The sequence below is a fragment of the Streptomyces sp. KM273126 genome (assembly GCF_004337435.2).
GTDB classification, from domain to species: Bacteria; Actinomycetota; Actinomycetes; order Streptomycetales; family Streptomycetaceae; genus Streptomyces; species Streptomyces acidicola.
Genome location: NZ_SJXB02000001.1, coordinates 4,489,604 through 4,513,511, shown reverse-complemented (window position 1 = coordinate 4,513,511; position 23,908 = coordinate 4,489,604). Strand labels below are relative to the sequence as shown.

The window sequence follows — 23,908 nt, the reverse complement described above, 5'->3', positions numbered from 1 at the left end:
GTGCTGTTCGTCGGGGGCCGGGCGCCCGGCCCCCGACGATCGGCCGTCGACCACCGACGAACACACGGCGGTGACCGCCAAGGGACAAACGACGGCGGACACCGGACGGCCAGAGAGACAGCGGACAGCCAGAGACTCAGAGAGTCAGACAGCGGTCGGTTCGAGGGACAGTCAGCGGTCGGGCGAGGCACAGGCCGCAGAAATCTTCACCGGCCGCCCGCCGGTCGTCCTCAGACGCCTGGGCATAGTGGGCGTGACATTTGGAAGTTCCCACGGGGGTCAAGCACCATGCGTTCCACACCACGGCGGCACCGCCTGCTCGCCGCCGCCGGACTCGTCGCCGCTCTGGCGCTCACCGCGACCGCCTGCGGGTCGGGCGACGACAGCGCGAGCGACAAGCCCGACGCCACCGCCTCCCCGGCTGCCGACATCACCGGTGACAAGGGCGGCAGCCTCGCCGACGCCCTCGCCGACAAGCTCAAGGAGCACGGCATCGATGTCGACGACTGGAAGGACGGCGGATGGAAGAACTGGGAGAAGGACAAGTGGCTCACTGAGGCAAAGGACTTCGTCAACCCGGTGATCGACGAGCTCTGGAAGCCCGAGCGGATGCAGTCCGCCGAGGAGGCCAACAAGACGATCTCGGCGAAGGACGCCACCGCCGACCAGGGCATAAGCGACCCGGAGCCGGCGCCGGTCGAGGCCACACCCGAGAAGACCCCGTACCACCAGAGCGCCGCGCCGGTCGGCAAGGTCTTCTTCGACTCCCCCGAGGGCTCAAAGGTCTGTTCGGGCACGGTGGTCAAGGACGTGAATCACCCGGGCAGGTCCAACCTCGTCTGGACGGCGGGCCACTGCGTGCACGCGGGCGGCAGCGGCGGCTGGTACCGCAACATCGTCTTCGTCCCGGCGTACAACGACCTGGGCAAGTCCGAGTCCGACCTGTCGAACGCCTCTCCCCAAGAGATCGCTCCGTTCGGTCCGTGGTGGGCGGACTGGGCCGCGACCTCGGACGAGTGGATCACGGGCGGATCGGAGACGGGCGGCGCGGGTGCCGCGTACGACTACGCGATCCTCCGCGTGAAGCCTGAGGCAGGTGACAAGTCCCTGGAGGAGACGGTCGGCTCGGCCCTGGACGTGGACTTCTCCACGCCGTCCGCCTCCGAGGCCGGCTCCATGGGCGCGTGGGGCTACCCGGCGGCGGCGCCGTACAACGGCCTCAAGATGTTCAAGTGCCTCGACCGGCCCGGCCGTCTCTCGCTCGACTCCGCCCTGCCGACGATGTACCGCATCGGCTGCACCATGACCGGCGGTTCGTCCGGCGGCGGCTGGTTCCGCGTCGTCGGCGGGGAGACCAAGCTGGTGTCGAACACGTCGATCGGCCCGTCCGACAACACCTGGCTCGCCGGACCCCAACTCGGCCGGGGTGCCCAGCAGTTGTACGACATGATGAGCACCCGGTACGGCGGGCAGTAGCCCTCGGCCGTACCCGCGACGCGCGACACGTGACACGGACGAAGGCCCGCCCCTCACGCGGGGGCGGGCCTTCGCTCATTGTGCGTACCGCGCGTCAGGCGGTTCGCGTACCGGTCTCAGGCGTTGTGCGTACCGGTCTCAGGCGTTGCGCGTACCGGCGTCAGGCGTTGCGCGTACCGGCGTCAGGCCAGCGGTGCCGGTGCGTACGGTGTCAGCTCCGCCGCCAGTTCCTCGTGGACCCGCGCCTTGAGCAGGGTGCCCTCCGGGGTGTGCTCCTCGGAGATCACCTCGCCCTCGGTGTGGGCGCGGGCGACCAGCTTGCCCAGCGTGTACGGCACGAGCGCCTCGATCTCGACCGAGGGACGGGGCAGCTCGTTGTCGATCAGCGCGAGCAGCTCGTCGATGCCCCGGCCGGTGCGGGCCGACACCGCGATGGCGCGCTTCTCGATCCGCAGCAGCCGCTGAAGCGTCAGCGGGTCCGCCGCGTCCGCCTTGTTGACCACGACGATCTCGGGCACGTCAGTGGCACCGACATCCCTGATCACCTCGCGCACTGCGGCCAGCTGCTCCTCCGGCGCCGGGTGCGAACCGTCCACCACGTGCAGGATCAGGTCGGAGTCGCCGACCTCCTCCATCGTGGAGCGGAACGCCTCGACCAGGTGATGCGGGAGGTGGCGCACAAACCCGACGGTGTCCGCCAGCGTGTACAGCCGCCCGCCCGGGGTCTCGGCCCGGCGCACGGTCGGGTCGAGGGTCGCGAACAGCGAGTTCTCGACCAGGACGCCCGCGCCCGTCAGGCGGTTGAGCAGCGAGGACTTGCCCGCGTTGGTGTAGCCGGCGATGGCGACCGACGGCACCTTGTGGCGCTTTCGCTCTTTGCGCTTGATCTCGCGGCCGGTCTTCATCTCCGCGATCTCCCGGCGCATCTTCGCCATCTTCTCGCGGATACGGCGCCGGTCCGTCTCGATCTTGGTCTCACCGGGGCCACGGGTGGCGAGGCCGCCGCCCTTGCCACCGCCCATCTGCCGTGACAGCGACTGACCCCAGCCTCGGAGCCTCGGCAGCATGTACTGCATCTGCGCGAGCGCGACCTGCGCCTTGCCCTCTCGGGACTTGGCGTGCTGGGCGAAGATGTCGAGGATCAGGGCCGTGCGGTCGATCACCTTGACCTTGACGACGTCTTCGAGATGGATGAGCTGGCCCGGGCTGAGCTCACCATCGCAGATGACGGTGTCGGCGCCCGACTCCAGGACGACGTCCCGCAGCTCGTCGGCCTTGCCTGAGCCGATGTACGTGGCCGCGTCCGGCTTGTCGCGGCGCTGGATCACACCGTCCAGCACCAGCGCGCCCGCGGTCTCCGCGAGGGCGGCCAGCTCGGCCAGCGAGTTCTCCGCGTCCTGCACCGTTCCCGAGGTCCAGACGCCGACGAGGACGACGCGCTCCAGGCGGAGCTGGCGGTACTCGACCTCGGTGACGTCTTCGAGCTCGGTGGAGAGCCCCACGACACGGCGCAGGGCCGCGCGCTCGGAGCGGTCGAACTGGTCACCGTCCCGATCTCCGTCGATCTCGTGGCTCCAGGCGACGTCCTCTTCCATCAGGGCATCGGCCCGAAGACCTTCGGTGTAGTTCTGCGCGAGGGCGCGCTGCGCGGCCTGGGAAGGGGAAGAAGAGGAGGTCATTGGATCCTTACGTCGATGGGAAACGGATGCGGCGACGGGCTTTCCGCCGATGACGGCAGTCCTTCCGCCAGTGGCAGCCGTCCAGTGGTCCTCACTGGCGGCACTCCGTCACTGACGACAGTCTTTCCGTCACGGGCAACGAGTCTCCATCACTGGTCACCGGTCTTCGGTCACGGGTCCGTCACTTGCGACGTACCCGTTCCGTCACCGTGGAGAACGCCCGAGTACCCCCGGAGATTCCCGGGGCCCGCCCCTAGGGGCCGGGCCGCGTCGCCGACGGAGAAGATGGTCGCACGACACGGCTCGTCTCGTCACCCGGGTTATTCCCGTTCCGTTTTGTGTGGTGATTTCTGTGATGACTTCCGTGCGGGCTCGGGCTTCCAGTCCGGGTGGCCCGGCATCGGCGGGGTCTTCGTCCCGTAGAGCCAGGCACGGAAGAACCCGCTCAGATCGCGTCCGGCGACGCGGGACGCGAGGTCCTGGAAGTCGCGCGTGCCGGCGGCCCCGTCGCGGTGGATACGCACCCAGGAGCGTTCCAGGTTGTCGAAGGCGGGGCGGCCGATCTCCTGGCGGAGGGCGTAGAGGAAGAGCGCGGCCCCGTCGTAGACGACGGGGCGGAAGATGCTGATCTTCCGGCCCGGCTCGGGTCCCTTGGGCATCGCCGGGGGGCCTCCGTCGGTGCGCCAGCGGTCGGAGGTGGCGTAGGCCGCCTTCATACGGGCCTCCAGGGACTTGCCGGAGTTCTCGTCCGCGTACAGGGCCTCGTACCAGGTGGCGTGTCCCTCGTTGAGCCACAGGTCGGACCAGGTGCGCGGGCTGACGCTGTTGCCGAACCACTGGTGGGCCAGCTCGTGCACCATGATCGACTCGACGTACCACTGCGGGTACTCGGACCGGGTGAAGAGCTCTCTCTCGAAGAGAGAGAGGGTTTGTGTCTCCAGTTCGAAGCCGGTCCGCGTGTCCGCGATCAGCACGCCGTACGTCTCGAAGGGGTACGCGCCGGCCTTCCGCTCCATCCAGGCGATCTGGGCGGGTGTCTTCGCGAGCCACGGTTCCAGCGTTTTGCGGTCCTTCGTGGGAACCACGTCGCGCACGGGCAGGCCACGCGGTCCGGTGCGGCGCAGGACCGTGGAGCGGCCGATGGAGACCTGGGCGAGTTCGGTCGCCATGGGGTGCTGGGTGCGGTACGTCCAGGTCGTGGCCCTGGGGCCGCGGTGCACGCCCACCGGCAGACCGTTGGCCACGGCCGTGTGTCCCTGGGGCGCGGTGACCCGGATGGTGAAGAGGGCCTTGTCGGAGGGGTGGTCGTTGCACGGGAACACCAGGTGCGCGGCGTCGGCCTGGTTGGCCATCGCAAGGCCGTCCGCGGTGCGCACCCAGCCGCCGTCCGTGCCTTCGGGGTACACGGGGTCACTGGTGTGGCGCACAGTGATCCGAAGCGGGCTGCCCCCGGGGAGCGGTGCGCGCGGGGTGAGGACCAGGTCCTCGCCCGCGCTGGTGAAGGCGGCGGGCGCGCCGTTGACCTCCACGGACCGCACCGTCCCGTGCGCGAAGTCGAGGTTGACGTGTTTCAGGGGTGCGGTCGTCCGGGCGTCGATGGTGGTGACGGCCGAGAGCGGTTTGCGATTGGTGCCGGAGTAGGTGAAGGCGAGGTCGTACGACCTGACGTCGTACCCCGGGTTGCCGAGGTACGGGAAGAGGCGGTCGCCCACGCCGAGGGGCACGGCCGGCGAGGGGACGCCTGCGGCGATCAGGCAGACGGAGACGGCGGAGGTGAGCAGCGCCGCCTTGACGCGACGGGCCCTGGGACGGGCGGTGAGCAGCATGCACCACCGCTACCAGCGCCCCTGCTCCCCCACAGCGACGGCGCGCGGCGGGCCCACTCGAACGGCGGGCCCCTCTGGCCTGCGCTACTGCGTGACCGGAGCCTGGTGCTGGGTTCGGCCCACGTCGTACACGCCCGCGACGTTCCGCATCGCGCGCATCAGGGCGGGGAGGTGGGCGGCGTCCGGGAGTTGGAGGGTGTAGGTGTGGCGGACGCGCTGCTGTGCCGGAGGTTCGACGATGGCGGAGACGATCGCGACGCCCTCCAGGGCGATGGCCTCGGTGAGGTCGGCCAGGAGGTGGGGCCGCTGGAAGGACTCGGCGACCAGCGTCACACGGCACTCGGTGGTGTCACCCCAGCGCACACCGACCTCCGCGCGCCCCGCGCTCTTCATCTGCTCCACTCCGGCGCACTCCACGCGGTGGACGGTGACCACTCCCCCGCGTACGGCGAAGCCGGTGACCTCGTCGGGCGGTACGGGCGTGCAGCAGCCCGCGAGCCGTACGCTCGCGCCTGGCTGGTCCACGGCGACGGTGGAGGAGGCGGAGCGTGCGGCGGAGGCGTCGGCCTCGGGTCGGGCGGACGGCGCGTCGGTGTTCGAGCGGGCGGAGAGGTCGTGGAAAGCGGACGCACCCGCGCCACCAGCAGCATCCGCACCAGCACCAGCAGGGCCGCCTTCCCCGGCAGAGCCTCCCTCACCGGCGGAGGCGTCGGCGGGCGACGGATGGGCCGCCAGCCAACGCTGGATGGCGATGCGTGCGCCGGGAGTGCGGGCGTGCTCCAGCCACTCCCGGGAGGGCTCGGAGGCCGGGTCCTGGCCCATGAGGAGCTGGACGCTGTCGCCGTCCCTCAGGACCGTACTCAGCGTCGCCAGACGGCCGTTGACGCGGGCGCCGATACAGGCGTGCGCGTCGTCGCCGTACTGGGCGTACGCGGCGTCCACGCAGCTCGCGCCCTCGGGGAGCCCCAGCGTGCCCCCGTCGGGCCGGAAGACGGTGATCTCGCGGTCCTGGGCGAGGTCCTCGCGCAGCGTGGACCAGAAGATGTCGGTGTCCGGGGCCGCCTCCTGCCAGTCGAGGAGCCGGGAGAGCCAGCCGGGGCGTGTGGGGTCGGCGCGCTCGCCGTCACCGCCGACCGGCCCGGCGTCGGTCCGCTCCCCATAGGTCTGCACACCCTCGCTCTGCACACCCTCGCTCTGCGCACCCTCGCTCTGCTCGCTGTCGGTCTGCGAGCCGTCGGTCTGCTCCTCCGTAGGAGGAGCGTAGGGATTGCCGAGCGCGATGACCCCGGCCTCGGCGACCTTGTGCATCTGGTGCGTGCGGATGAGGACTTCGGCGACCTCGCCGTCCACGCGTGCGACAGCCGTGTGCAACGACTGGTAGAGGTTGAACTTCGGTACGGCGATGAAGTCCTTGAACTCCGAGACGACGGGCGTGAGGCAGGTGTGCAGTTCACCGAGGACCGCGTAGCAGTCGGCGTCCTCGTTGACGAGGACGAGGAGGCGTCCGAAGTCGGCGCCGCGCAGCGGTCCGCGCTTGCGCGAGATGCGGTGCACGGAGACGAAGTGCCGCGGCCGGATGACGACTTCGGCCTGGATGCCGGCCTCGCGCAGCACTCTGCGCACCTCGTCGGCGATCTCGGCGAGCGGGTCGCCGCCGTGCGCCGCGTTGTCTACGATCAGCTCACGGGTGTGCTCGTACTCCTCGGGGTGGAGGATCGCGAAGGCCAGGTCCTCCAGTTCGGTCTTGAGCACCTGGACGCCCAGCCGTTCGGCGAGCGGGATCAGCACGTCCCGGGTCACCTTGGCGATGCGCTCCTGTTTCTCGGGGCGCATCACGCCCAGGGTGCGCATGTTGTGCAGTCGGTCGGCGAGTTTGATCGACATCACACGGACGTCGTTGCCGGTGGCGACGAGCATCTTGCGGAAGGTCTCGGGTTCGGCGGCGGCCCCGTAGTCGACCTTCTCCAGCTTCGTGACGCCGTCGACGAGGTAGCGGACCTCCTCGCCGAACTCCTCGCCGACCTGATCCAGCGTCACATCGGTGTCCTCGACGGTGTCGTGGAGCAGGGATGCCGTCAAAGTCGTGGTCTCGGCGCCGAGTTCGGCGAGGATCAGGGTTACGGCGAGCGGGTGGGTGATGTAGGGCTCGCCGCTCTTGCGCATCTGGCCGCGGTGCGAGGACTCGGCCAACACATAGGCCCGGCGCAGGGGTTCGAGGTCGGCGTCCGGGTGGTGGGCGCGGTGGGCCTCGGCGACATGGCTGATGGCGTCGGGCAGTCTGTCCCGGGTCGCGGTGCCGAGCAGCGCGGCACGGCCGAGGCGGCGCAGGTCGATGCGGGGGCGCCCCTTCCTGCGGTGTGCCGGCGGCACCGTCGGCTCGTGCGTGCTTCCCCGTTCATGCGAACTTGAGTGTGTGGAAGGGGGCGTCACAGGGGCGGGCGTGAGAGGGTTCGTGGCCTCCGCACTCATGGGCACCTCCGGCTGCGTGGACCGGCGGACGGATACCCCTTGGCGTACGGCGGCTCGGGGTATGCGTGGTTCCCCCGTCCGTGCCGGTGCTTGATGCTACCGAGCCCACCAGGTGCGATTGACCGCCTCCCCCCGAGCGTGAAACGGATCACTCATTCGAGCGACGCTTCACAGGTTTACGGTTTCGAGCCATCCATAGGGCAGTTGGCCATGGAATCGAACCCGCGAACGCCGCAGAGGGCACGGCATCGCAGCCCCGGGAAGCCCGAGTGCTGCGACACCCAGCCTGGACTCGGGTCAACTCGCCGCGTTTTCCAGCCAGTCCATGTCGATCGATCCCTCGGCGACGATCACGGCGGGGCCCGTCATCTCGATCTCGCCGTCCGGGCGTTCGGTGATGACGAGTGTTCCGCCGGGGACGTCAACGGTGTACGTCGCCGGAGTGCCCGTCACGGCCGGGTCGGTGCCGTCGCGGCGGGCGGCCGCCACGGCGACGGCGCACGCGCCCGTGCCGCACGAGCGGGTCTCGCCGGAGCCGCGCTCGTGCACGCGCATCGCGACGTGGGCCGGACCGCGGTCGACCACGAACTCGACGTTGACTCCGTCCGGGTAGGCGGAGGCCGGGCTGAACGGCGGCGCCGAGTACAGGTTGCCGGCGTGGGCGAGGTCGTCGACGAAGGCCACGGCGTGCGGGTTGCCCATGTTCACGTTGCGCGCGGGCCAGCTGCGCTCACCGACGCTCACGGTGACGTCCCCTTCGGGGAGGCGCGCCCTGCCCATGCCGACGGTGACGTCACCGTCCTTGTCGATGTGCACGGTCTTCACGCCTCCGCGCGTGGCGACCGCGAGGTCCCCCTCGGTGACGTGTCCGGCGCGCTGGAGGTAGCGGGCGAAGACCCGTACGCCGTTGCCGCACATCTCCGCGATCGAGCCGTCGCCGTTGCGGTAGTCCATGAACCACTTCGCCTCGGCCGCCATCGCCTTCGCCTCGGGGTGCGCGGCGGACCGTACGACGTGCAGCAGACCGTCCCCGCCCAGCCCCGCGCGCCGGTCGCACAGGGCGGCCACGGCGGCCGGGGGCAGGTCGATGGCGTTGTCCGGGTCCGGGATGATCACGAAGTCGTTCTCGGTCCCGTGGCCCTTGAGGAAGGCGATCGGCGTGCTCATTCCTCGATCGTACGGTGTGCGTACGACACCGCGTCGCCGCGCGGGGGTCAGCGCAGTCGGGCCACGCGCCACACGGCCAGGGCCACCACCGCGAGCACGATCACCGCGTACCCGAGGACCACCCGCCAGTCGGGGCGGCGTCCGGATCCGCGCTGGGGCAGTCCGGGCCAGGTGGTACCGACGCGGCGGGCGGCCATCATGCCCCAGCCGGCCGCGCAGGAGCAGATCAGCAGGCCCAGCATGGCGACCACGGCGCCGCCGTCGCCGAACTCGAAGGCGAGCGGGAAGGCGAACATCAGGGAGCCCAGCGCGGCCAGGGCGACGATGGGGGCGAGCTGCCAGATCCGTAGCCGGCGCTGGGGGCGGAGCTCGACCTCGACCTCGGGTCCGGCGGACATGTCGTCCACCTCCGGTCCGTCGTCGGTCACTCCGCCCGGCGACTGCTCGTCCGGGCCGTCCGAGCTCAGGGAGTCCCCGTCCGGGCTCAAGCGGTACCCCTCCAGGGCCTGCTGCTCCCCGTTCTCCGCTGTCTGGTACTCAGCGGTCTCGTACTCTGCGCCTTGTGCGGTGTTGCGAGGGCCGGCCTCCATCGCCACGCGCCCTCCCAACTAGGACTTCACTTGGTCGATCGAAGCTCGATGATGGCACGGTCCCGAAGGACCGGATGACGGCCGGTGCGTCCCGATGCCATGACGTGATCAGGCTGTGACCGGTCGTTCGACGAACGACAGGGCGAGCTCCGGAAGTTCCGCGTGATCGGCGACACCCCCCTTAAGCCAATGCACGCGGGGGTCGCGCCTGAACCATGAATCCTGGCGGCGCGCGAAGCGTTTGGTGGCACGCACGGTCTCGGCGCGCGCCTCGTCCTCTGAGCACTCACCCGCGAGCGCCGCGAGAACCTGCTGGTAGCCGAGCGCGCGCGACGCCGTGCGCCCCTCGCGCAGTCCTTGCGCCGTGAGTGAGCGCACTTCGTCGACGAGCCCGGCGTCCCACATGCGGTCGACCCGGCGGGCGATGCGCTCGTCGAGTTCGGGTCGGGAGACGTCGACACCGATCTGGACCGTGTCGTAGACGGAGTCGTGGCCCGGGAGGTTGGCGGTGAACGGCTTGCCGGTGATCTCGATGACCTCAAGGGCGCGGACGATGCGGCGACCGTTGCTGGGCAGGATCGCCTCGGCCGCCTCGGGGTCGGCGGCCGCGAGGCGGGCGTGCAGGGCGCCGGAGCCGCGCAGGGTGAGTTCCTCCTCCAGGCGGGCGCGGACCTCGGGGTCGGTGCCGGGGAACTCCAGGTTGTCGACGGCGCCACGGACGTACAGCCCGGAGCCGCCCACCAGGATGGGCCAGCGGCCCTCGGCGAGCAGGGCGTCGATGCGCGTGCGGGCGAGCCGCTGGTACTCGGCGACGCTGGCCGTGACCGTCACGTCCCAGATGTCCAGGAGGTGGTGAGGGACGCCGCCGCGCTCCGCGGGTGTCAGTTTGGCGGTGCCGATGTCCATCCCGCGGTAGAGCTGCATCGAGTCGGCGTTGACGATCTCGCCGCCGAGACGTTGGGCGAGGAAGACGCCGAGATCGGACTTTCCGGCAGCGGTGGGTCCGACGACGGCGATGACACGGGGGGCGGCGGGTGTGGTGCTCACCGCCCCAGTCTCGCAAACCCCCGCACCCGCCCTCGAACGAGTTACGTGACGGCACCGGGGTGGGGTCGTTCCCTGTTGCGAGGTTCGAACCGCCGGACTCGAGTACCGGTGACCCGGGCGACGCAATCGGACGCACCGGGCGACGCGGGATTTCCCCCGCACGAGTAACGTTGGAGTTGATATGGGCGTTTTTGCACGACTTTTCCGGAAGTCGAAGGCTACGGAGGAGGCGTCAACCGCCGAGGCGCAGTCCGACACGCCAACGGCCGGGTCCGAGGCACAAGGGACGGACGAGGCGAAGCGGCCGAAAGAGACCACGACGTCGGAGGCCACGGAGCCGGAAGGCAAGGCTGTCGAGGCCGAGGCGGGCGAGGTCAAGGCGAGTGAAGCCAAGGCAGGGGAAGCCGCGCCGGAGAAGGTCGCGCCGGAGGAACTCGGTGCGGGCGACGACGTGGAGATCCCGAACCAGCAGACCGCCGAGCAGGCCGCCGACAACGAGGCCGGCGAGAGCGCCCGCACATGACCGCTGCCCGCGGGAAGGTGAACCATGAGTCTCCTGGATAACGTGAAGTCCAAACTCACCCCGGCCAAGGAAAAGGTCTCGCACCTCGCGCAGAAGCACGGGGACAAGATCGACAAGGTCGAGCGCGGTCTCGACAAGGTCGCGAACGCGGTCGACAAGAAGACCAAGGGCAAGTACAGCGACCGGATCCACTCGGGCACGGGCCGGGCGAAGGGCGCCATGGACCGACTCGCGCACAAGGACAGCGGCGCCACCGCACCCCCGCCGGACGTGCCGCCACCGCCACCGCCACCGCCCCCGGCTTCCTGAGCGGCACGGTACGGCGGACGGCCGCGGAGCCCGACAGGTCCCGGCCGTCCGCCGTGTCGTGCCGTGTCATTCGTGCCGTGTCATTTCGTGTCGCGTCGTGTCGGGCGCTGTGGCTACGACCAGGCCGCCACCAGGTAGCCCACCCCGTACGGTGCCTCGTCGTAGAGGAGCGAGCCCGACAGGGCTGTGTTCTCGGCCGCGCCCGCGAGGATCTGCCAGGGGGCGCGGCCGGAGGCCTTGAGTTCACGGGCCAGGGCTCTGTCCAGGGCCTTGAGGGCCGGGATGTCCGCCGAGCCGAGCGCGCGGGCGACCTCGGCGTCGAAGCCGGCGGCGCGCTCGTCCAAGTAGCCGGGAGCCTTGAGGGTGCGGCACGCGCTGGCGTCGCCCATGACGAGCAGGGCCACCCGCTGGTCCGGCGCCGCGAGTTCCCGTCCGGCCCGGACGCACTGCTCGGCGTCCAGCAGTTCCCCGACGCCGAGGCCCGCTACGGGCGCGTCGGCCCAGTCCGCGCGCGCCAGCAGCCAGGCGGCCACCGCCAGGGAGGGCGGAAGCTCGCGTTCCAGGGCCGTGGCGTCCAGGGCCGCGGGGTCCGGCCTGCCGCGCCCCAGGCGTACGTCGACGTCCACGCCGAAGCCGCGGAACGAGCCCGGCGTGCCCTCCGGGTACTGTCCGCGTCCGGTCTCGTCGGCCGGGCCGACGACCACCAGCCGGTCGGGGCGTGCCGCGGCGAGCACCCCGAGCGCGTCCGCGCACGCGGCCCGCGCGGCGTCCAGTTCTGGCGCGGCACCCGCGGCGACCTCGGGCACGAGCAGGGGCGGACACGGGCAGACGGCTGCGGCGACAAGCATGATCCGCAGCGTAGCCGGGGGCGCGACCCGGTGGCTCCTCCCCCGGGCGGCCTTCCCACGGCCTGGCGTCCGCTCACCGCGACGGTCCGTCACTCCTCGATGAGCCTGTCACTCGACGAGCCTGTCGCTCCTCGACGAGTACGTCACTCCTCGATGAGTACGTCCGTCAGGTCGATGACCGTGACGACGAGCACCACGAGCTTGCCGTCGCTGACCACGTACTCGATGACGAGGTTGCGTGAGAGAGCGATCTCCCGCGCGGTCTCGTCGCCGCTCAGGGAGTGGGAGAGCTTGTGCCGCGGGTCGGTCACCAGGATGGCCAGGCCACGCTCCAGCAGATCCCGTCGTTCGGCGGGCAGACTGTCCCGCGCGCGGGCGGCCCGCTCGGTGAACTCAACGCTGTACGGCACCGCCATGCTCCCTCCCCTCACGCGGTGTGCCGGGCCCTCAGTCGCAGCCGCAGCCACTCGTCGCGGCGGGCAGCGGCTCCGGTACACCGATCTTCGGCAGGCCGAGCATCACCCCGGCCGGCTGTGCGGCGGCCTTCTCGGTGTTGCGCTTCTCCCAGGCGTCGCCCGCGCGCGTACGGCGCACGTCCAGGACGGCGCCCTCGGCGAGCAGGTGGTGCGGGGCCGCGTACGTGATCTCGACCGTGACCACGTCTCCGGGGCGGACCTCCTGGTCGGGCTTGGTGAAGTGCACCAGGCGGTTGTCGGAGGCACGGCCGGAGAGGCGCTGGGTGGCGCCGTCCTTGCGTCCCTCGCCCTCGGCGACCATCAGCTCCAGGGTGCGGCCGACCTGCTTCTTGTTCTCCTCCCAGGAGATCTCCTCCTGGAGGGCGACGAGACGCTCGTAGCGCGCCTGGACGACCTCCTTGGGGATCTGGTTGTCCATGGTGGCCGCGGGGGTGCCGGGGCGCTTGGAGTACTGGAAGGTGAAGGCCTGTGCGAAGCGCGCCTCGCGCACCACGTGGAGGGTCTGCTCGAAGTCCTCCTCGGTCTCGCCGGGGAAGCCGACGATGATGTCCGTGGTGATCGCCGCGTGCGGGATGGCCTGCCGCACCTTGCGGATGATGCCGAGGTAGCGCTCCTGGCGGTAGGAGCGGCGCATCGCCTTGAGGACCGGGTCCGAGCCGGACTGGAGTGGCATGTGCAGCTGCGGCATCACGTTCGTCGTCTCGGCCATGGCCGCGATCACGTCGTCGGTGAAGTCGCGCGGGTGCGGGGAGGTGAAGCGGACGCGCTCCAGGCCCTCGATCCCGCCGCAGGCCCGCAGCAGCTTGCTGAAGGCCTCGCGGTCGCCGATGTCGGAGCCGTACGCGTTGACGTTCTGCCCGAGCAGCGTGATCTCGGAGACGCCCTCGCCGACCAGTGCCTCGATCTCGGCGAGGATGTCGCCGGTCCGGCGGTCCTTCTCCTTGCCGCGCAGGGCCGGGACGATGCAGAAGGTGCAGGTGTTGTTGCAGCCGACGGAGATGGAGACCCAGGCCGCGTACGCGCTCTCGCGGCGGGTCGGCAGCGTCGAGGGGAACGCCTCCAGCGACTCGGCGATCTCGACCTGCGCCTCCTCCTGGACGCGGGCGCGCTCCAGCAGGACGGGCAGCTTGCCGATGTTGTGCGTGCCGAAGACGACGTCCACCCAGGGCGCCCGCTTCACGATGGTGTCGCGGTCCTTCTGCGCCAGGCAGCCGCCGACGGCGATCTGCATGCCGGGACGGCCTGCCTTCTTCGGGGCGAGGCGGCCGAGGTTGCCGTACAGCCTGTTGTCGGCGTTCTCACGAACGGCGCAGGTGTTGAAGACGACGACGTCCGCGTCGCCGTCCGAGCCCTCGGGTGCGCGCACGTAGCCGGCGTCCTCCAGGAGGCCGGACAAACGCTCGGAGTCGTGGACGTTCATCTGGCACCCGTAGGTGCGTACTTCGTATGTCTTGACGCCCACTGCCCGGCTCCGGTCGCTGCTGCTCATGCCATAAGGGTAGGCGTTGCCCGGAGTACACCCGGCCCGTGGCCTCCCGGCCGGCGGCGGGCCCGGGCGCGGTCTCGGTGGACGGGTCGTGCCCGTCGGCGCCGCCGTGCCCGGGCCCGGCTGTCAGTGTGGTCGTCCGACCGGCAGCGTGACGGTCGCCGGCCGCAGGCCGGGGGCCTTCGCGGTGAGGGTGAGGCGGCCCGTTCTCTTCCCCGGGCGAAGGATGGCGAGGGCCTTGCCGTGCCAGGTGTGGCGGCGCGGCTGCCGGAAGCTGTCGACGTTGTGGGGGTTGCCGTTGCCGGCGCCGGCGAGCTCCCCGGCGCCGGTCACCTCGAACGTCACCTCTAGCGCCGCGTCGGGGACCGGACGGCCGCGCCGGTCGATCACCTCGACGAGCACATGTGCGAGGTCGTCCCGGCCCGTGGTGAGGTCCATGACGTCGGGGACGAGCCGCAGCGCCGCAGGGGCGCCCACCGTCGTGAGGGTCGTCCGGCCGATCTCCCTGCCGTTCCTGGTGGCGACGGCCGTCAGCTCGCCGGGTTCGTAGGGCACGGTGAAGGTGGCCGTGGACCGCTCGGGAGCCGTCGCGGCGCCGCCCGGGACCGCCTTGCCGCCCAGCAGCAGCCGCACGCTGTCACCCGGTGTGTAGACGTGCACGGTCATCGGCGTGCCGGGCTCCACGTCCCAGGTCCAGCTCGCCAGCTCGTCGTAGTAGCCCCACCAGAGCGCCACCTGCTCGGTGCCCGGCGGGGTCGGGCGCAACACCATCAGCTCGACGGGACTGCGGCCGGTCACCGCCGCCCGCCAGTGGCTCTGCGGCTTGCGCTGCCCGATCAGGTCGAAGTCCCCGCAGTTCGCCTGGAAGTACGGGTACGGGTAGCCGAAGCCGCCCCAGGTGTGGTGCAGTTCGCGGGAGATCGACCAGCCCGGCATGACGCTCTGGTCGCCGATGGTCTCAGCCGTTCCCACGGGCGGGATCGCCGTCTTGCCGATGCCGGATTCGCCGAGGTAGTCCCAGGCGGCCCAGATCCACGTCCCGGTGGCCCAGGTGTGCTCGGCGGCGAACGTGATGTCCTGGTGGATCGTCGCCGGGAACGTCTCGTTGTGCGTCATCGCCTTGCCGGGGTGGGCCTCGTGCATCGGGCCGTAGGTCTTGCCGTTGGCGTTGTAGTGGACGTCGCCGACGTCGACGTAGTCCCAGGACGGGTCGTCCGCCGAGTGGGTCGAGCCGCCGCCGAGGGTGATCGGCCGGGTCCTGTCGAGGGAGCGGAGCGCCTGGGCCATCTCGGCTCCCCGGTGGCCGCTGGTGTTGTCGGTGATCTCGTTGCCCAGCGACCACATCACCACGCTCGGGTGGTTGCGGTCCCGGAGCACCGTGCCCCTGAGGTCCCGCTCCCACCACTCGGCGAAGTGCACGGAGTAGTCCTGGGGGTTCTTGCCGGTGTCCCAGACGTCGAAGATCTCGTCCATCACCAGCATGCCCAGCCGGTCGCAGACGTCGAGCAGCGCGGGTGTCGGCGGGTTGTGGGCGGTGCGGATCGAGTTGAAGCCGGCCGCCTTGAGGATCTCGACCCGGCGTTCCTCGGAGCGGTCGAGCGCGACAGCGCCGAGCGGGCCGTGGTCGTGGTGGACGTTGCCGCCCATGATCTCGACCGGCTCTCCGTTGAGCAGGAATCCGGCCTCGCCGTTCCACACCAGTGAGCGGATCCCGAAGGGGGTGGTGACCGTGTCCACGGCCCTGTCGCCGACGAGTACCTCCGTGTGGGCGGAGTAGAGGTTCGGCGCGTCCATGGACCACAGCTCGGGCTGCCTGACCGTGAGGTCGAGCCGTACGGTGGGCGTCGCGCCCGGCGCGAGGTCCTGTGCGGGCTCCTGTGCCGTCGCCACGACACGGCCCCGCGGGTCGCGCACGCTGACGCGCACGGATGCCGCCGAGGGGCGCCCGCCGAGGTTGACGAGGGACACCTCCACGCGCGCCACCGACCGTCGCTCGCCCATCACGGGCGTGCTCACATGGACGCCCCACAGCGGAATCCGCACCGGCCCCGTCGTCGTCAGCCAGGTGTGCCGGTAGATGCCCGAGCCCGAGTACCAGCGGCTGTTGCGGCCGGTGTTGTCGACCCGCACGGCGAGGACGTTGGTCCCCGTGCGCTTCACGTGCGGGGTCAGGTCGTACGCGAACGACGTGTAGCCGTAGGGGTGGAAGCCGAGGTGCACGCCGTTGAGCCAGACGTCCGCGTTCTGGTAGACGCCGTCGAACCGCAGCTCGTGGTGGAGGTCGTCGTCCGGGTCCGGCAGCGTGAAGTGCTTGCGGTACCAGCCGGTCCCGCCGACCGTGTAGCCGGTCGAGCCCCCGCCCTCGCTGTTCTCGGGGTCGAACGGGCCGATCACCGGAGGCGGGCCGGGCTCGGTCGGCGGCTCCTTGGGGACGAGCAGGGACGGGTCGCTGGTGGCTCCTCCGTCGGGAGCGGGGGCGTGGGGCAGATCCTCGACGCTCCAGTCATGCGGCAGGTCGAGCGACCGCCACTCGCGGTCGTCGAACTCCGGGTCCTGCGCACCGGTCGCCTCGCCACGGAAGAAGCGCCACCCCTCGTCGAACGACCGTTCCCTGGGCGGCCCGCCCGCGGGCGGCGACTCGGTGCCGGCCACGGCGGCCGCAGGGCCCGCGTCGAGCGCCAGCGAACCCACGCCCACCGCGCCCAGCTGCAGTGCCTGACGCCGCGTCACGCCGCCTGACGGGCCGTGCGATCGCCCGGGTACGTCATCGGCGGCGCGCTCCGGCGCATCGCTGTCGTGTCGCTGCTCCCGCATCGCCATGTCTTCCGCCCTCTCAGGAGAGTCAGGGGATTCGATATGCCGAACGTGAAACGAAGTACTGAACCGACATAGACATGACAGGAGTAGACGGGCTCGAAGGTGGCGTCAAGGCACAGAAACCCTCAACTGGCCGTGCGGCGGATGCGCCCGCTGTAGCGCTTCTCCAGTTCCAGGTTGCCCTCGAAGCCGCCGGGCACGTTGGCCGAGACGTACACCGGTGGGCGCTCACCGGCGGCGAGCAGTTGCGCGGCGGCCTCGGCGACGGACATCTGGACCAGCATCACGCCGGTCAGGGTGGACAGCGCGCAGACGGCGCCGCCGTCCGGGAGCCCGAGGAGCGCGTCGCCGCGCGGGGCGGCGTTGTCCAGGACGACGTCGGCGATGTCGGCGAGCTTGCGGCCACTGGGATGGGAGGCGGGGACGGCGCGTGTGTGGGGCAGCGAGGTGACGGCCAGGACGCGGTGCCCCTGGTCCTTGGCGTGCAGCGCCATCTCGACGATCACGTTGTTGACGCCCGAGTTCGACACGATGACGAACAGGTCCCCGGCCTGCGGCGCGGCGAGGTCGTAGAGCCGGGCGGCCACCCCGGACCGGCGCTCCAGCAGGGGGTCGTCCAGCACGCTCGGGTCGTCCCCGCCGTAGAGGACGAGGTCGGCGATGGACAGCCGGTTGGTGGGGACGAGTCCGCCGGCGCGACCCGCGACCTCCAGGACGACGGCCTGGGAATGTCCGGTGCCGAAGGCCTGGACGACTCCCTCCGAGCGCACACAGTCGGCGATCAGCTCCGCGGCCCGCCGCACCTCGTCGCGGGCGGACACGGTGATGCGGTCGAGAACGGCCAGGCTCGTGCGCGCGAAGCCCTCGGCGCTGACGGAGTCCACAGAGTCGACGGTCACGGGACACTCCCCACCGGTGGATTGAACCACCTCAACTACACCTGGTGAATCAATAAATCACACGCCTCGCACTCTGAGCAACGGAGCGATGCCCCCTTGCCCCACAAGCCTCATACCCGCGCCCCGGTCCTGAATTTCAATCTGTCGCCCAAGTGGTGGCTGGTACATTCTTCACCATCAGCACACAGCACCACGCACCACTCAGAACCAAGGAGACCGGGTACCGCATGCCCCCGACGGACGTCACCACTCTGATCCGTACCGAGCTGCCCCGCCTGGCCGGCTCCCTGCGGAAAGTGGGCGAGCTGATCCTGGAGGATCCGGCCGCCGTCACCCATGTCTCGGCCGCCGAGCTGGGCCGCCGCACCGGCACCTCGCAGGCCACGGTCACCCGCTTCTGTCGCGCCGTGGGGCTCGACTCGTACCAGCACCTGCTGATCGAGCTGGCCCAGGAGCGCGGCCGCAGCGAGGTCTCCGACTGGGGTACGGCCGAGATCGGCCCCGACATCTCCCCCGACGACGACCTCGAACGGGTCGTCCAGGTCGTCGGCAGCGCGGACCTGCGCGCGGTCCAGCAGACCATCGACCGGATCGACCTCGACGCACTGGAGCGCGCGGCGCAGGCCATGGCCCGCGCCCGCCGCATCGACGTGTACGGCGTGGGCGGCAGCGGCGCGGTGGCCCAGGAGACGGAGACCCGCCTCTTCCGCATCGGCTGCTCGGTGCGCGGCTGGACCGAAGTGCACGCGGCGACCACCTCAGCGGCGCTGCTCACCCCGGCCGACGTCGCCATCGGCATCTCGCACTCGGGGGCCACGCGCGAGACCATCGAGCCGTTCGAGCTGGCCAAGGAGCGGGGCGCCACCACGGTGGCCCTCACCGCCGACCCGCGCTCACCGCTCGCCCGGGCCGCCGGCATCCGGCTCATCTCGTCCTCGTCGCAGACCAGCTTCCCCACGGGCATCATCGGCGCCCGGCACTCGGTGCTGGTGCTCATCGACTGCCTGTACGTACGGGTCGCGCAGCTGTCGTACCAGCGCGCGAGCGCCTCGCTGGCCCTGACCGACCACATCGCCGGACAGCACGCGGTGAAGTCGCGCCGCGCACGGTGAACGTGACCGGAGATGCATGGGTGAACCACCGATGAGACGTGAAGGCGGTTGTTTGAACCATCGCTCGGTGCCACGATGAGGCTCCGCCGAGCACCCTCGTAGGAGCCTCATGCGTGTCACCGCTGTCGAGTCGACCGAGCTCTTCGCCGGAACCACCGAGCAGCCGCGTCAGGTGGTGGCCGTCGAGCTGAGCCACACCCCGGGCCGGACCGTCCGGCTCACCGTGGAGGGCCCAGGCCTCACCGGCACCTCGGAGACCACCGTGGGCGAGGACGGCACCGTACGCGCCGAGATACCCGTGACCACCGGCCTCGCCGCCGGCGACCGTTGCCCGATCACGGTGACGGCTGCGGACGGAGACGAACTGGCCCGGCACACGGGTGAGTTCACGGTCGCCGAACCCGGCTGGACCATGTTCATGGTCAGCCACTTCCACTACGACCCCGTCTGGTGGAACACCCAGGCCGCGTACACCGAGACCTGGGACGTCGCCGACGACCCGGCCGGCAGCGGGCTCCCGGCCCGCACCTTCGACTCGCGCGGCCAGTCCGGCATGAGCCTGGTGCGCGCCCACTGCGATCTGGCGCGGCGCGACCCTGCGTACACCTTCGTGCTCGCGGAGGTCGACTACCTCAAGCCGTACTGGGACGCCTTCCCCGAGGAGCGGGCCTTCCTGCGCCAGCTGCTGCGCACCGGCCGCGTCGAGATCATGGGCGGCACCTACAACGAGCCCAACACCAACCTGACCGGCGCCGAGGCGACCGTACGCAACGCCGTCTACGGGGACGGCTTCCAGCGGGCGATCCTCGGAGCCTCGCCCGAAACCGCCTGGCAGCTGGACGCGTTCGGGCACGACCCGCAGTTCCCGGGGCTCATGGCGGACGCGGGGCTCTCCTCCAGCTCGTGGGCGCGGGGACCGTTCCACCAGTGGGGGCCCACCCTCTCCGTGTTCGGTGAGGAGCCGCGCGATCCGAACAGGATGCAGTTCCCCGCCGAGTTCAGCTGGATCGCCCCGTCCGGGCGGGGCCTGCTGACCGCCTACATGGTCAACCACTACGGCGCCGGCTGGGCCATCGACAACGCGCCGACCCTGCCGGAGGCCGAGGCGGCCGCGTACAAGCTGTTCCAGGGCCTCAAGCAGGTCGCGCTCACCCGCAACGTGCTGCTCCCGGTCGGCGGGGACTACGCGCCGCCGTGCCGCTGGGTGATGGACATCCACCGGGACTGGAACGCCCGCTACGTCTGGCCGCGCTTCATCAGTGCCGTACCGCGCGACTTCTTCGCCGCCGTGCGGGCCGAGCTCGACTCCGAGGGGCGCAAGGCCTCGCCTCAGACCCGGGACATGAACCCCGTCTACACGGGCAAGGACGTCTCGTACATCGACACCAAGCAGGCCCAGCGCCACGGCGAGGCGCTGCTCGCCGACGCCGAGGCGTGGGCGACGCTCGCGTCCCTCGTCACGGGGCACCCGTATCCGGACGCCGCGCTCGACAAGGCCTGGCGGCAGCTCATCTACGGCGCCCACCACGACGCCATCACCGGCTCCGAGTCCGACCAGGTCTACATCGATCTGCTCACCGGCTGGCGGGAGTTGTACGACCTCGCCCAGGCCGTGCACGCCGACGCCACCCAGGCCCTCACCGACCATGTCACCCCGCGGCCCGGCGGTGCCCCGGACCTCGTCGTCCTCAACTCCTCGACCTGGCCGCGGCGGGACGTGGTCACCGTCGAGGAGCGGGACCTGGTCCCGCTCGACGAGGGCACCGGCCGCGCCCTCCCCGCCGTGCGCGACGAGGACGGCCGGCTCCGTGTCGTCGTACCGGAGGTGCCCGGCCTCGGCCTCAAGGCCCTTCCCCTGGCCGAGGGTGCGGTGTCCGGGTGGACGCCGCGCGACGGCGACGGTACGACGATCCGCAACGCGTTCTACGAGGTGACCGTCGACCCCGCGCGCGGCGGCGCCGTCAGCGGCCTGCGCGCGCTCCGCGACGGCGGGCGCGAACTGCTGCGCCCCGGCGACGTCGGCAACGAGCTCGTCGTCCAGGAGGAGTACCCGAGGCATCCGCGCTTCGGCGAGGGTCCGTGGCATCTGACCCCGACCGGCACCACGGTGGCTCGCAGCCGGGATGTGACAGCGTCCGCGACAGTGGAACATTCTCCGGCCGGGTCCCGCATCACCGTCACCGGCGACCTCGGCCTGTTCCGGTACACCCAGCGGCTGTGCCTGTGGGAGGGCGTCGACCGGCTGGACGTGACGACCACCATCGACGGGTACGACGGTGCCGACCGGCTCATCCGGGTGCGGTGGCCGTCCTCCGTCCGGGGCGGGCTGCCGGTGCACGAGGTGGCCGACGCGGTCATCGGGCGCGGGTTCGGGTTCGTGGAGGTGGACAGCGAGCGGTTCCCGTGGACGCTCGACAACCCGGCCAACACGTGGTTCGGGCTCGGGTCCACCGCGCGGGTGGCGGTGCGGGACGACTCCGGCGCGTTCCTCGGGCACCGGTCCATCGGGGTCGCCGAACTCGTGTACGCGAACTGGGACGACGCCGGGGAGCTGGGCACCCCGCTCGCGGCCGCTCTCGTACGCGCCGGGGTGACGGCGACCTCGACCATCGCCGGGGGACAGCGCTACGGCGACCTCGAAGTCGACTCCAACCTCCCCGACATCCGCATCGCCGTCGGCGCACCCGAGCGCAACACCCTGGTCGCCGAGGCCCTCGGCTGGGACCCGGCGGCCGGGCGGGAACTCAAGCGGCAACTGGCCGAGAGGGGCGTGGCGGCAGTGTGGGTCGCACCGCGGGCCGGGCTGCGGGAGGAGTGGGTGCCGGGCGCCGATCTGCGCGATCTGGAGCGGCTGCCGCTGCTCGTGGTGGCGGGAGCCCACCCCGAGGACGACGCGAAAGCGGTCGAGGCGCTGATCGCCGACCTCGACGACGCGACCGTGACGGCCACGGCGGCGGGCGGCGGCGAGGCGCTGCCGCCGGGCGACGCCTGGGACGGGCGGAGCTTCGCCGTCCTCAACCGGGGCACGCCCGGCTGTGTGGTCACGGCCTCCGGCGACCTCTACATGTCCCTGATGCGCTCCTGCACCGGCTGGCCGTCGGGCATCTGGGTCGACCCGCCGCGCCGCACCGCCCCGGACGGCTCCGCGTTCCAGCTCCAGCGCTGGTCGCACACCTTCGAGTACGCCGTCGTCGCGGGCGGGGGCGACTGGCGGGACCTCGGACTGCCCACGCGGGGGCACGAGTTCAACCATCCGCTGACCGCACGGCTGCGAACCGACGGCGAAGGGCCCCAGAAGCCCGAGCTGCTGCCGAGGACGACCACCCTGCTGGGCCTGGAACCCGCCGGTGAGGTCCTCCTCGACGCCCTCAAGCCGGCCGGCTCCCCGCTCGCCCGGGGCAGCGTGGCGCCCGCCGATCCGGCGCGCGGGGTCGTCGTACGGATGCACGAGGTGAACGGGCGGCCGGTGCGGGCGCGCGTGACGGGGCCCCGCGCGTGGACGGAGGGCGCCCGCGCCGATGTCCTGGAGACGCCCGGCGAGCCCCTCGCCCCGGACGCGGGCGGCAACCTCGAAGCGGACCTGACCGGCTTCGAGGTCGCCACCGTCCTGGCCACGCCCGACCGCGGGCAGCCCTCCGCCGGGCCCGACCGTACGCAGCCCTCCGCCGGACCCGGAGTCGCCGCCCGTGAGCCCGCCCAGCCGGTCCACACCCGCTACTGGCTGCACAACTCCGGTCCCGCACCGCGCGGCAACCTGCCGGTGGCCGTGTACGTGTCGCCGACAGCGCTCACCGCGTCCGACGGCCGCCCGGTCACCGCGACGGTCCGGGTGAGCTCGGAGCTCACCGACGCGCCGGTGTCCGGGACGGTGACCTTCGCGGTGCCTCCCGGCTGGTCCGTCGCGCCCGCCGAACTGCCGTACGCGCTGGGCCCCGGCGGGTTCACCCTCACCGAGGTGACCGTCACGCCCTCACCCGAGGCCGCGCCCGGCCGGCACTGGCTCGCCGCTCACCTGGAGTACGGCGGTCAGACGTACGAGGACGTCGTCGCGCTCGACGTGCCGGGTGCCGTACCGGAGGGCGAGCCGGACGGGCGTACCGGACCCACCCTCGTGACCCGGCTCGGCACCGAGCGGGTCACCGTGCGGCGGGGTGAGCGCGTCCGGGTCCCGGTGACGGTGCGGAACACCACGCGGGGGCCGGTGAGCGGCACGCTGTGGGCGGTGTCGTCGTGGGGCACGTGGGCGGGCGTGGCTCCCGGCTGCCAGGGGTTCACGGTGGCCGCCGGGGAGCGGACCGAGTGCGTGATCGAGGTGGACGGCGGGGCGGTGCCTCCGGGGTCGTACTGGCTGATGGCGAAGGCCGCGTGGCACGGCAATGTCGCCTACACGGAGACCGTCGTCCTGGAGGTCACCCCGTGAACGGGCCCACGGCGACGCACGTCCACCCACACGCGCACCCACGAACGGACCCTCCCGAAGGCACCGCCGCCCTCGTCCACGGCGAGGCCATCCCCCGTACCCGCGTGGACGCCTTCCTGAAGGCCGTCCCCGCGCGCGACCGTGAGATGCGTCCCGAGGCCCTCGCCCGGGCCGAGCGGCAGCGGCGACGCTGGGCGACGCAGGTGGTGGTCGCGGACGAGTTGGCACGCCGCGCCTGCGTCACCCGGGGGCTGAGGACGCCGGAGGAGGTGTCGCCCGCCCAGGTGCTCGCCGTGGCGGAGGCGGACGTCGCCGACCTGGGCAGCATCGTCGCGGCGGTGCTCGCCCACTCCCCCGCCGCACGCGCCCTGTTGGACGAGTTGGAGGGCGAGCAGGAGATCCCCGAGGCGGTCGTACGGGACTACTACGACCGCAACCGCGACCGCTTCCTCACTCCTGAGGCCCTCCGGCGGGGCGTAGACCCCTTCGACGAGCCGGCACCGGCCGACGTGCTGCCGTACGAGCGGGCCCGCGAGAGCATCGAGCGGGAGCTGCGGCGGACGGCGGGACATCGGGCCTTTTTCGCCTGGCTCGACCAGGCTCGCGCCGACGTGGTGTACGCCGCCGGACACGAACACCCCGGCGACCCGGCGCACCCGGACCACGAGCACCGGCACTGACCGGGAGCCGCCCGCCACCCGGCCGGAACCGAAACGCAACACGGAACCCCATTGACCTCCGATGAATTCTGGTCCACCTTTTCA

At 71.5% G+C, this 23,908-nt stretch carries 17 protein-coding genes; 6 read left to right on the top strand and 11 right to left on the bottom strand.

Features of this window, described 5'->3' with window-relative positions:
* Nucleotides 1–288: 288 nt before the first annotated feature.
* On the top strand, nt 289–1,476 hold the full coding sequence (locus E0500_RS19360) for a serine protease (RefSeq protein WP_131559681.1): 1,188 nt from the start codon (nt 289–291) through the stop codon (nt 1,474–1,476).
* 182 nt (nt 1,477–1,658) lie between these two features.
* Here the strand turns inward: E0500_RS19360 and hflX are convergent, their stop codons facing one another.
* From hflX to miaA, 6 genes are all read right to left on the bottom strand, one after another.
* Complete coding sequence (gene hflX, locus E0500_RS19355) at nt 1,659–3,155, bottom strand: GTPase HflX (protein WP_131559679.1); 1,497 nt, start codon at nt 3,153–3,155, stop codon at nt 1,659–1,661.
* A 320-nt stretch (nt 3,156–3,475) separates the two neighbouring features.
* Complete coding sequence (locus tag E0500_RS19350; protein WP_131559677.1) at nt 3,476–4,981, bottom strand: M1 family metallopeptidase; 1,506 nt, start codon at nt 4,979–4,981, stop codon at nt 3,476–3,478.
* 84 nt (nt 4,982–5,065) lie between these two features.
* Entirely contained in the window at nt 5,066–7,450 is a 2,385-nt protein-coding gene (locus tag E0500_RS19345; RefSeq protein ID WP_131559675.1) for a bifunctional (p)ppGpp synthetase/guanosine-3',5'-bis(diphosphate) 3'-pyrophosphohydrolase, read from the bottom strand.
* A 297-nt stretch (nt 7,451–7,747) separates the two neighbouring features.
* A complete protein-coding gene (gene dapF / locus E0500_RS19340) occupies nt 7,748–8,617 on the bottom strand; it encodes a diaminopimelate epimerase (protein WP_131559673.1) in 870 nt (289 codons plus the stop codon).
* A gap of 47 nt (nt 8,618–8,664) precedes the next feature.
* The gene (locus tag E0500_RS19335) at nt 8,665–9,207 is read right to left on the bottom strand and encodes a hypothetical protein (RefSeq protein WP_131559691.1); all 543 of its coding nucleotides are present in this window, start codon (nt 9,205–9,207) and stop codon (nt 8,665–8,667) included.
* Between the two features lie 108 nt (nt 9,208–9,315).
* Nucleotides 9,316–10,254: a tRNA (adenosine(37)-N6)-dimethylallyltransferase MiaA gene (gene miaA / locus E0500_RS19330; RefSeq protein ID WP_131559671.1), complete on the bottom strand. Its 939-nt coding sequence runs from the start codon at nt 10,252–10,254 to the stop codon at nt 9,316–9,318.
* Nucleotides 10,255–10,435: 181 nt separating this feature from the next.
* Here miaA and E0500_RS19325 point away from each other — a divergent pair, with 181 nt between their 5' ends.
* On the top strand, nt 10,436–10,777 hold the full coding sequence (locus E0500_RS19325) for a hypothetical protein (RefSeq protein ID WP_131559669.1): 342 nt from the start codon (nt 10,436–10,438) through the stop codon (nt 10,775–10,777).
* 24 nt (nt 10,778–10,801) lie between these two features.
* Nucleotides 10,802–11,086, top strand: a complete 285-nt coding sequence (locus E0500_RS19320; protein WP_131559667.1) for an antitoxin — start codon at nt 10,802–10,804, stop codon at nt 11,084–11,086.
* A gap of 113 nt (nt 11,087–11,199) precedes the next feature.
* Here the strand turns inward: E0500_RS19320 and E0500_RS19315 are convergent, their stop codons facing one another.
* The 5 genes from E0500_RS19315 to E0500_RS19295 all read right to left on the bottom strand — a co-directional run bounded on the left by E0500_RS19315 (nt 11,200) and on the right by E0500_RS19295 (nt 17,612).
* Nucleotides 11,200–11,934: a class III extradiol dioxygenase subunit B-like domain-containing protein gene (locus E0500_RS19315; protein WP_131559665.1), complete on the bottom strand. Its 735-nt coding sequence runs from the start codon at nt 11,932–11,934 to the stop codon at nt 11,200–11,202.
* A 143-nt stretch (nt 11,935–12,077) separates the two neighbouring features.
* On the bottom strand, nt 12,078–12,350 hold the full coding sequence (locus E0500_RS19310; RefSeq protein WP_131559663.1) for a type II toxin-antitoxin system RelE/ParE family toxin: 273 nt from the start codon (nt 12,348–12,350) through the stop codon (nt 12,078–12,080).
* A 31-nt stretch (nt 12,351–12,381) separates the two neighbouring features.
* On the bottom strand, nt 12,382–13,899 hold the full coding sequence (miaB, locus tag E0500_RS19305; protein WP_131559662.1) for a tRNA (N6-isopentenyl adenosine(37)-C2)-methylthiotransferase MiaB: 1,518 nt from the start codon (nt 13,897–13,899) through the stop codon (nt 12,382–12,384).
* A gap of 123 nt (nt 13,900–14,022) precedes the next feature.
* Nucleotides 14,023–16,626, bottom strand: a complete 2,604-nt coding sequence (locus E0500_RS19300; protein ID WP_220140550.1) for a glycoside hydrolase family 2 TIM barrel-domain containing protein — start codon at nt 16,624–16,626, stop codon at nt 14,023–14,025.
* 212 nt (nt 16,627–16,838) lie between these two features.
* Nucleotides 16,839–17,612 (bottom strand): sugar isomerase domain-containing protein, encoded by a 774-nt coding sequence (locus E0500_RS19295; RefSeq protein ID WP_131559658.1) that lies wholly within the window; start codon nt 17,610–17,612, stop codon nt 16,839–16,841.
* 227 nt (nt 17,613–17,839) lie between these two features.
* On the opposite strand from E0500_RS19295, the gene E0500_RS19290 reads away from it, so the two are divergent.
* The 3 genes from E0500_RS19290 to E0500_RS19280 all read left to right on the top strand — a co-directional run bounded on the left by E0500_RS19290 (nt 17,840) and on the right by E0500_RS19280 (nt 23,824).
* On the top strand, nt 17,840–18,724 hold the full coding sequence (locus E0500_RS19290; RefSeq protein ID WP_131559656.1) for a MurR/RpiR family transcriptional regulator: 885 nt from the start codon (nt 17,840–17,842) through the stop codon (nt 18,722–18,724).
* A gap of 109 nt (nt 18,725–18,833) precedes the next feature.
* Nucleotides 18,834–23,144, top strand: a complete 4,311-nt coding sequence (locus E0500_RS19285; RefSeq protein WP_131559654.1) for an NEW3 domain-containing protein — start codon at nt 18,834–18,836, stop codon at nt 23,142–23,144.
* Entirely contained in the window at nt 23,141–23,824 is a 684-nt protein-coding gene (locus E0500_RS19280; protein WP_399119477.1) for a peptidyl-prolyl cis-trans isomerase, read from the top strand. Before E0500_RS19285 ends, E0500_RS19280 begins: the two co-directional genes overlap by 4 nt.
* Nucleotides 23,825–23,908: the final 84 nt, after the last annotated feature.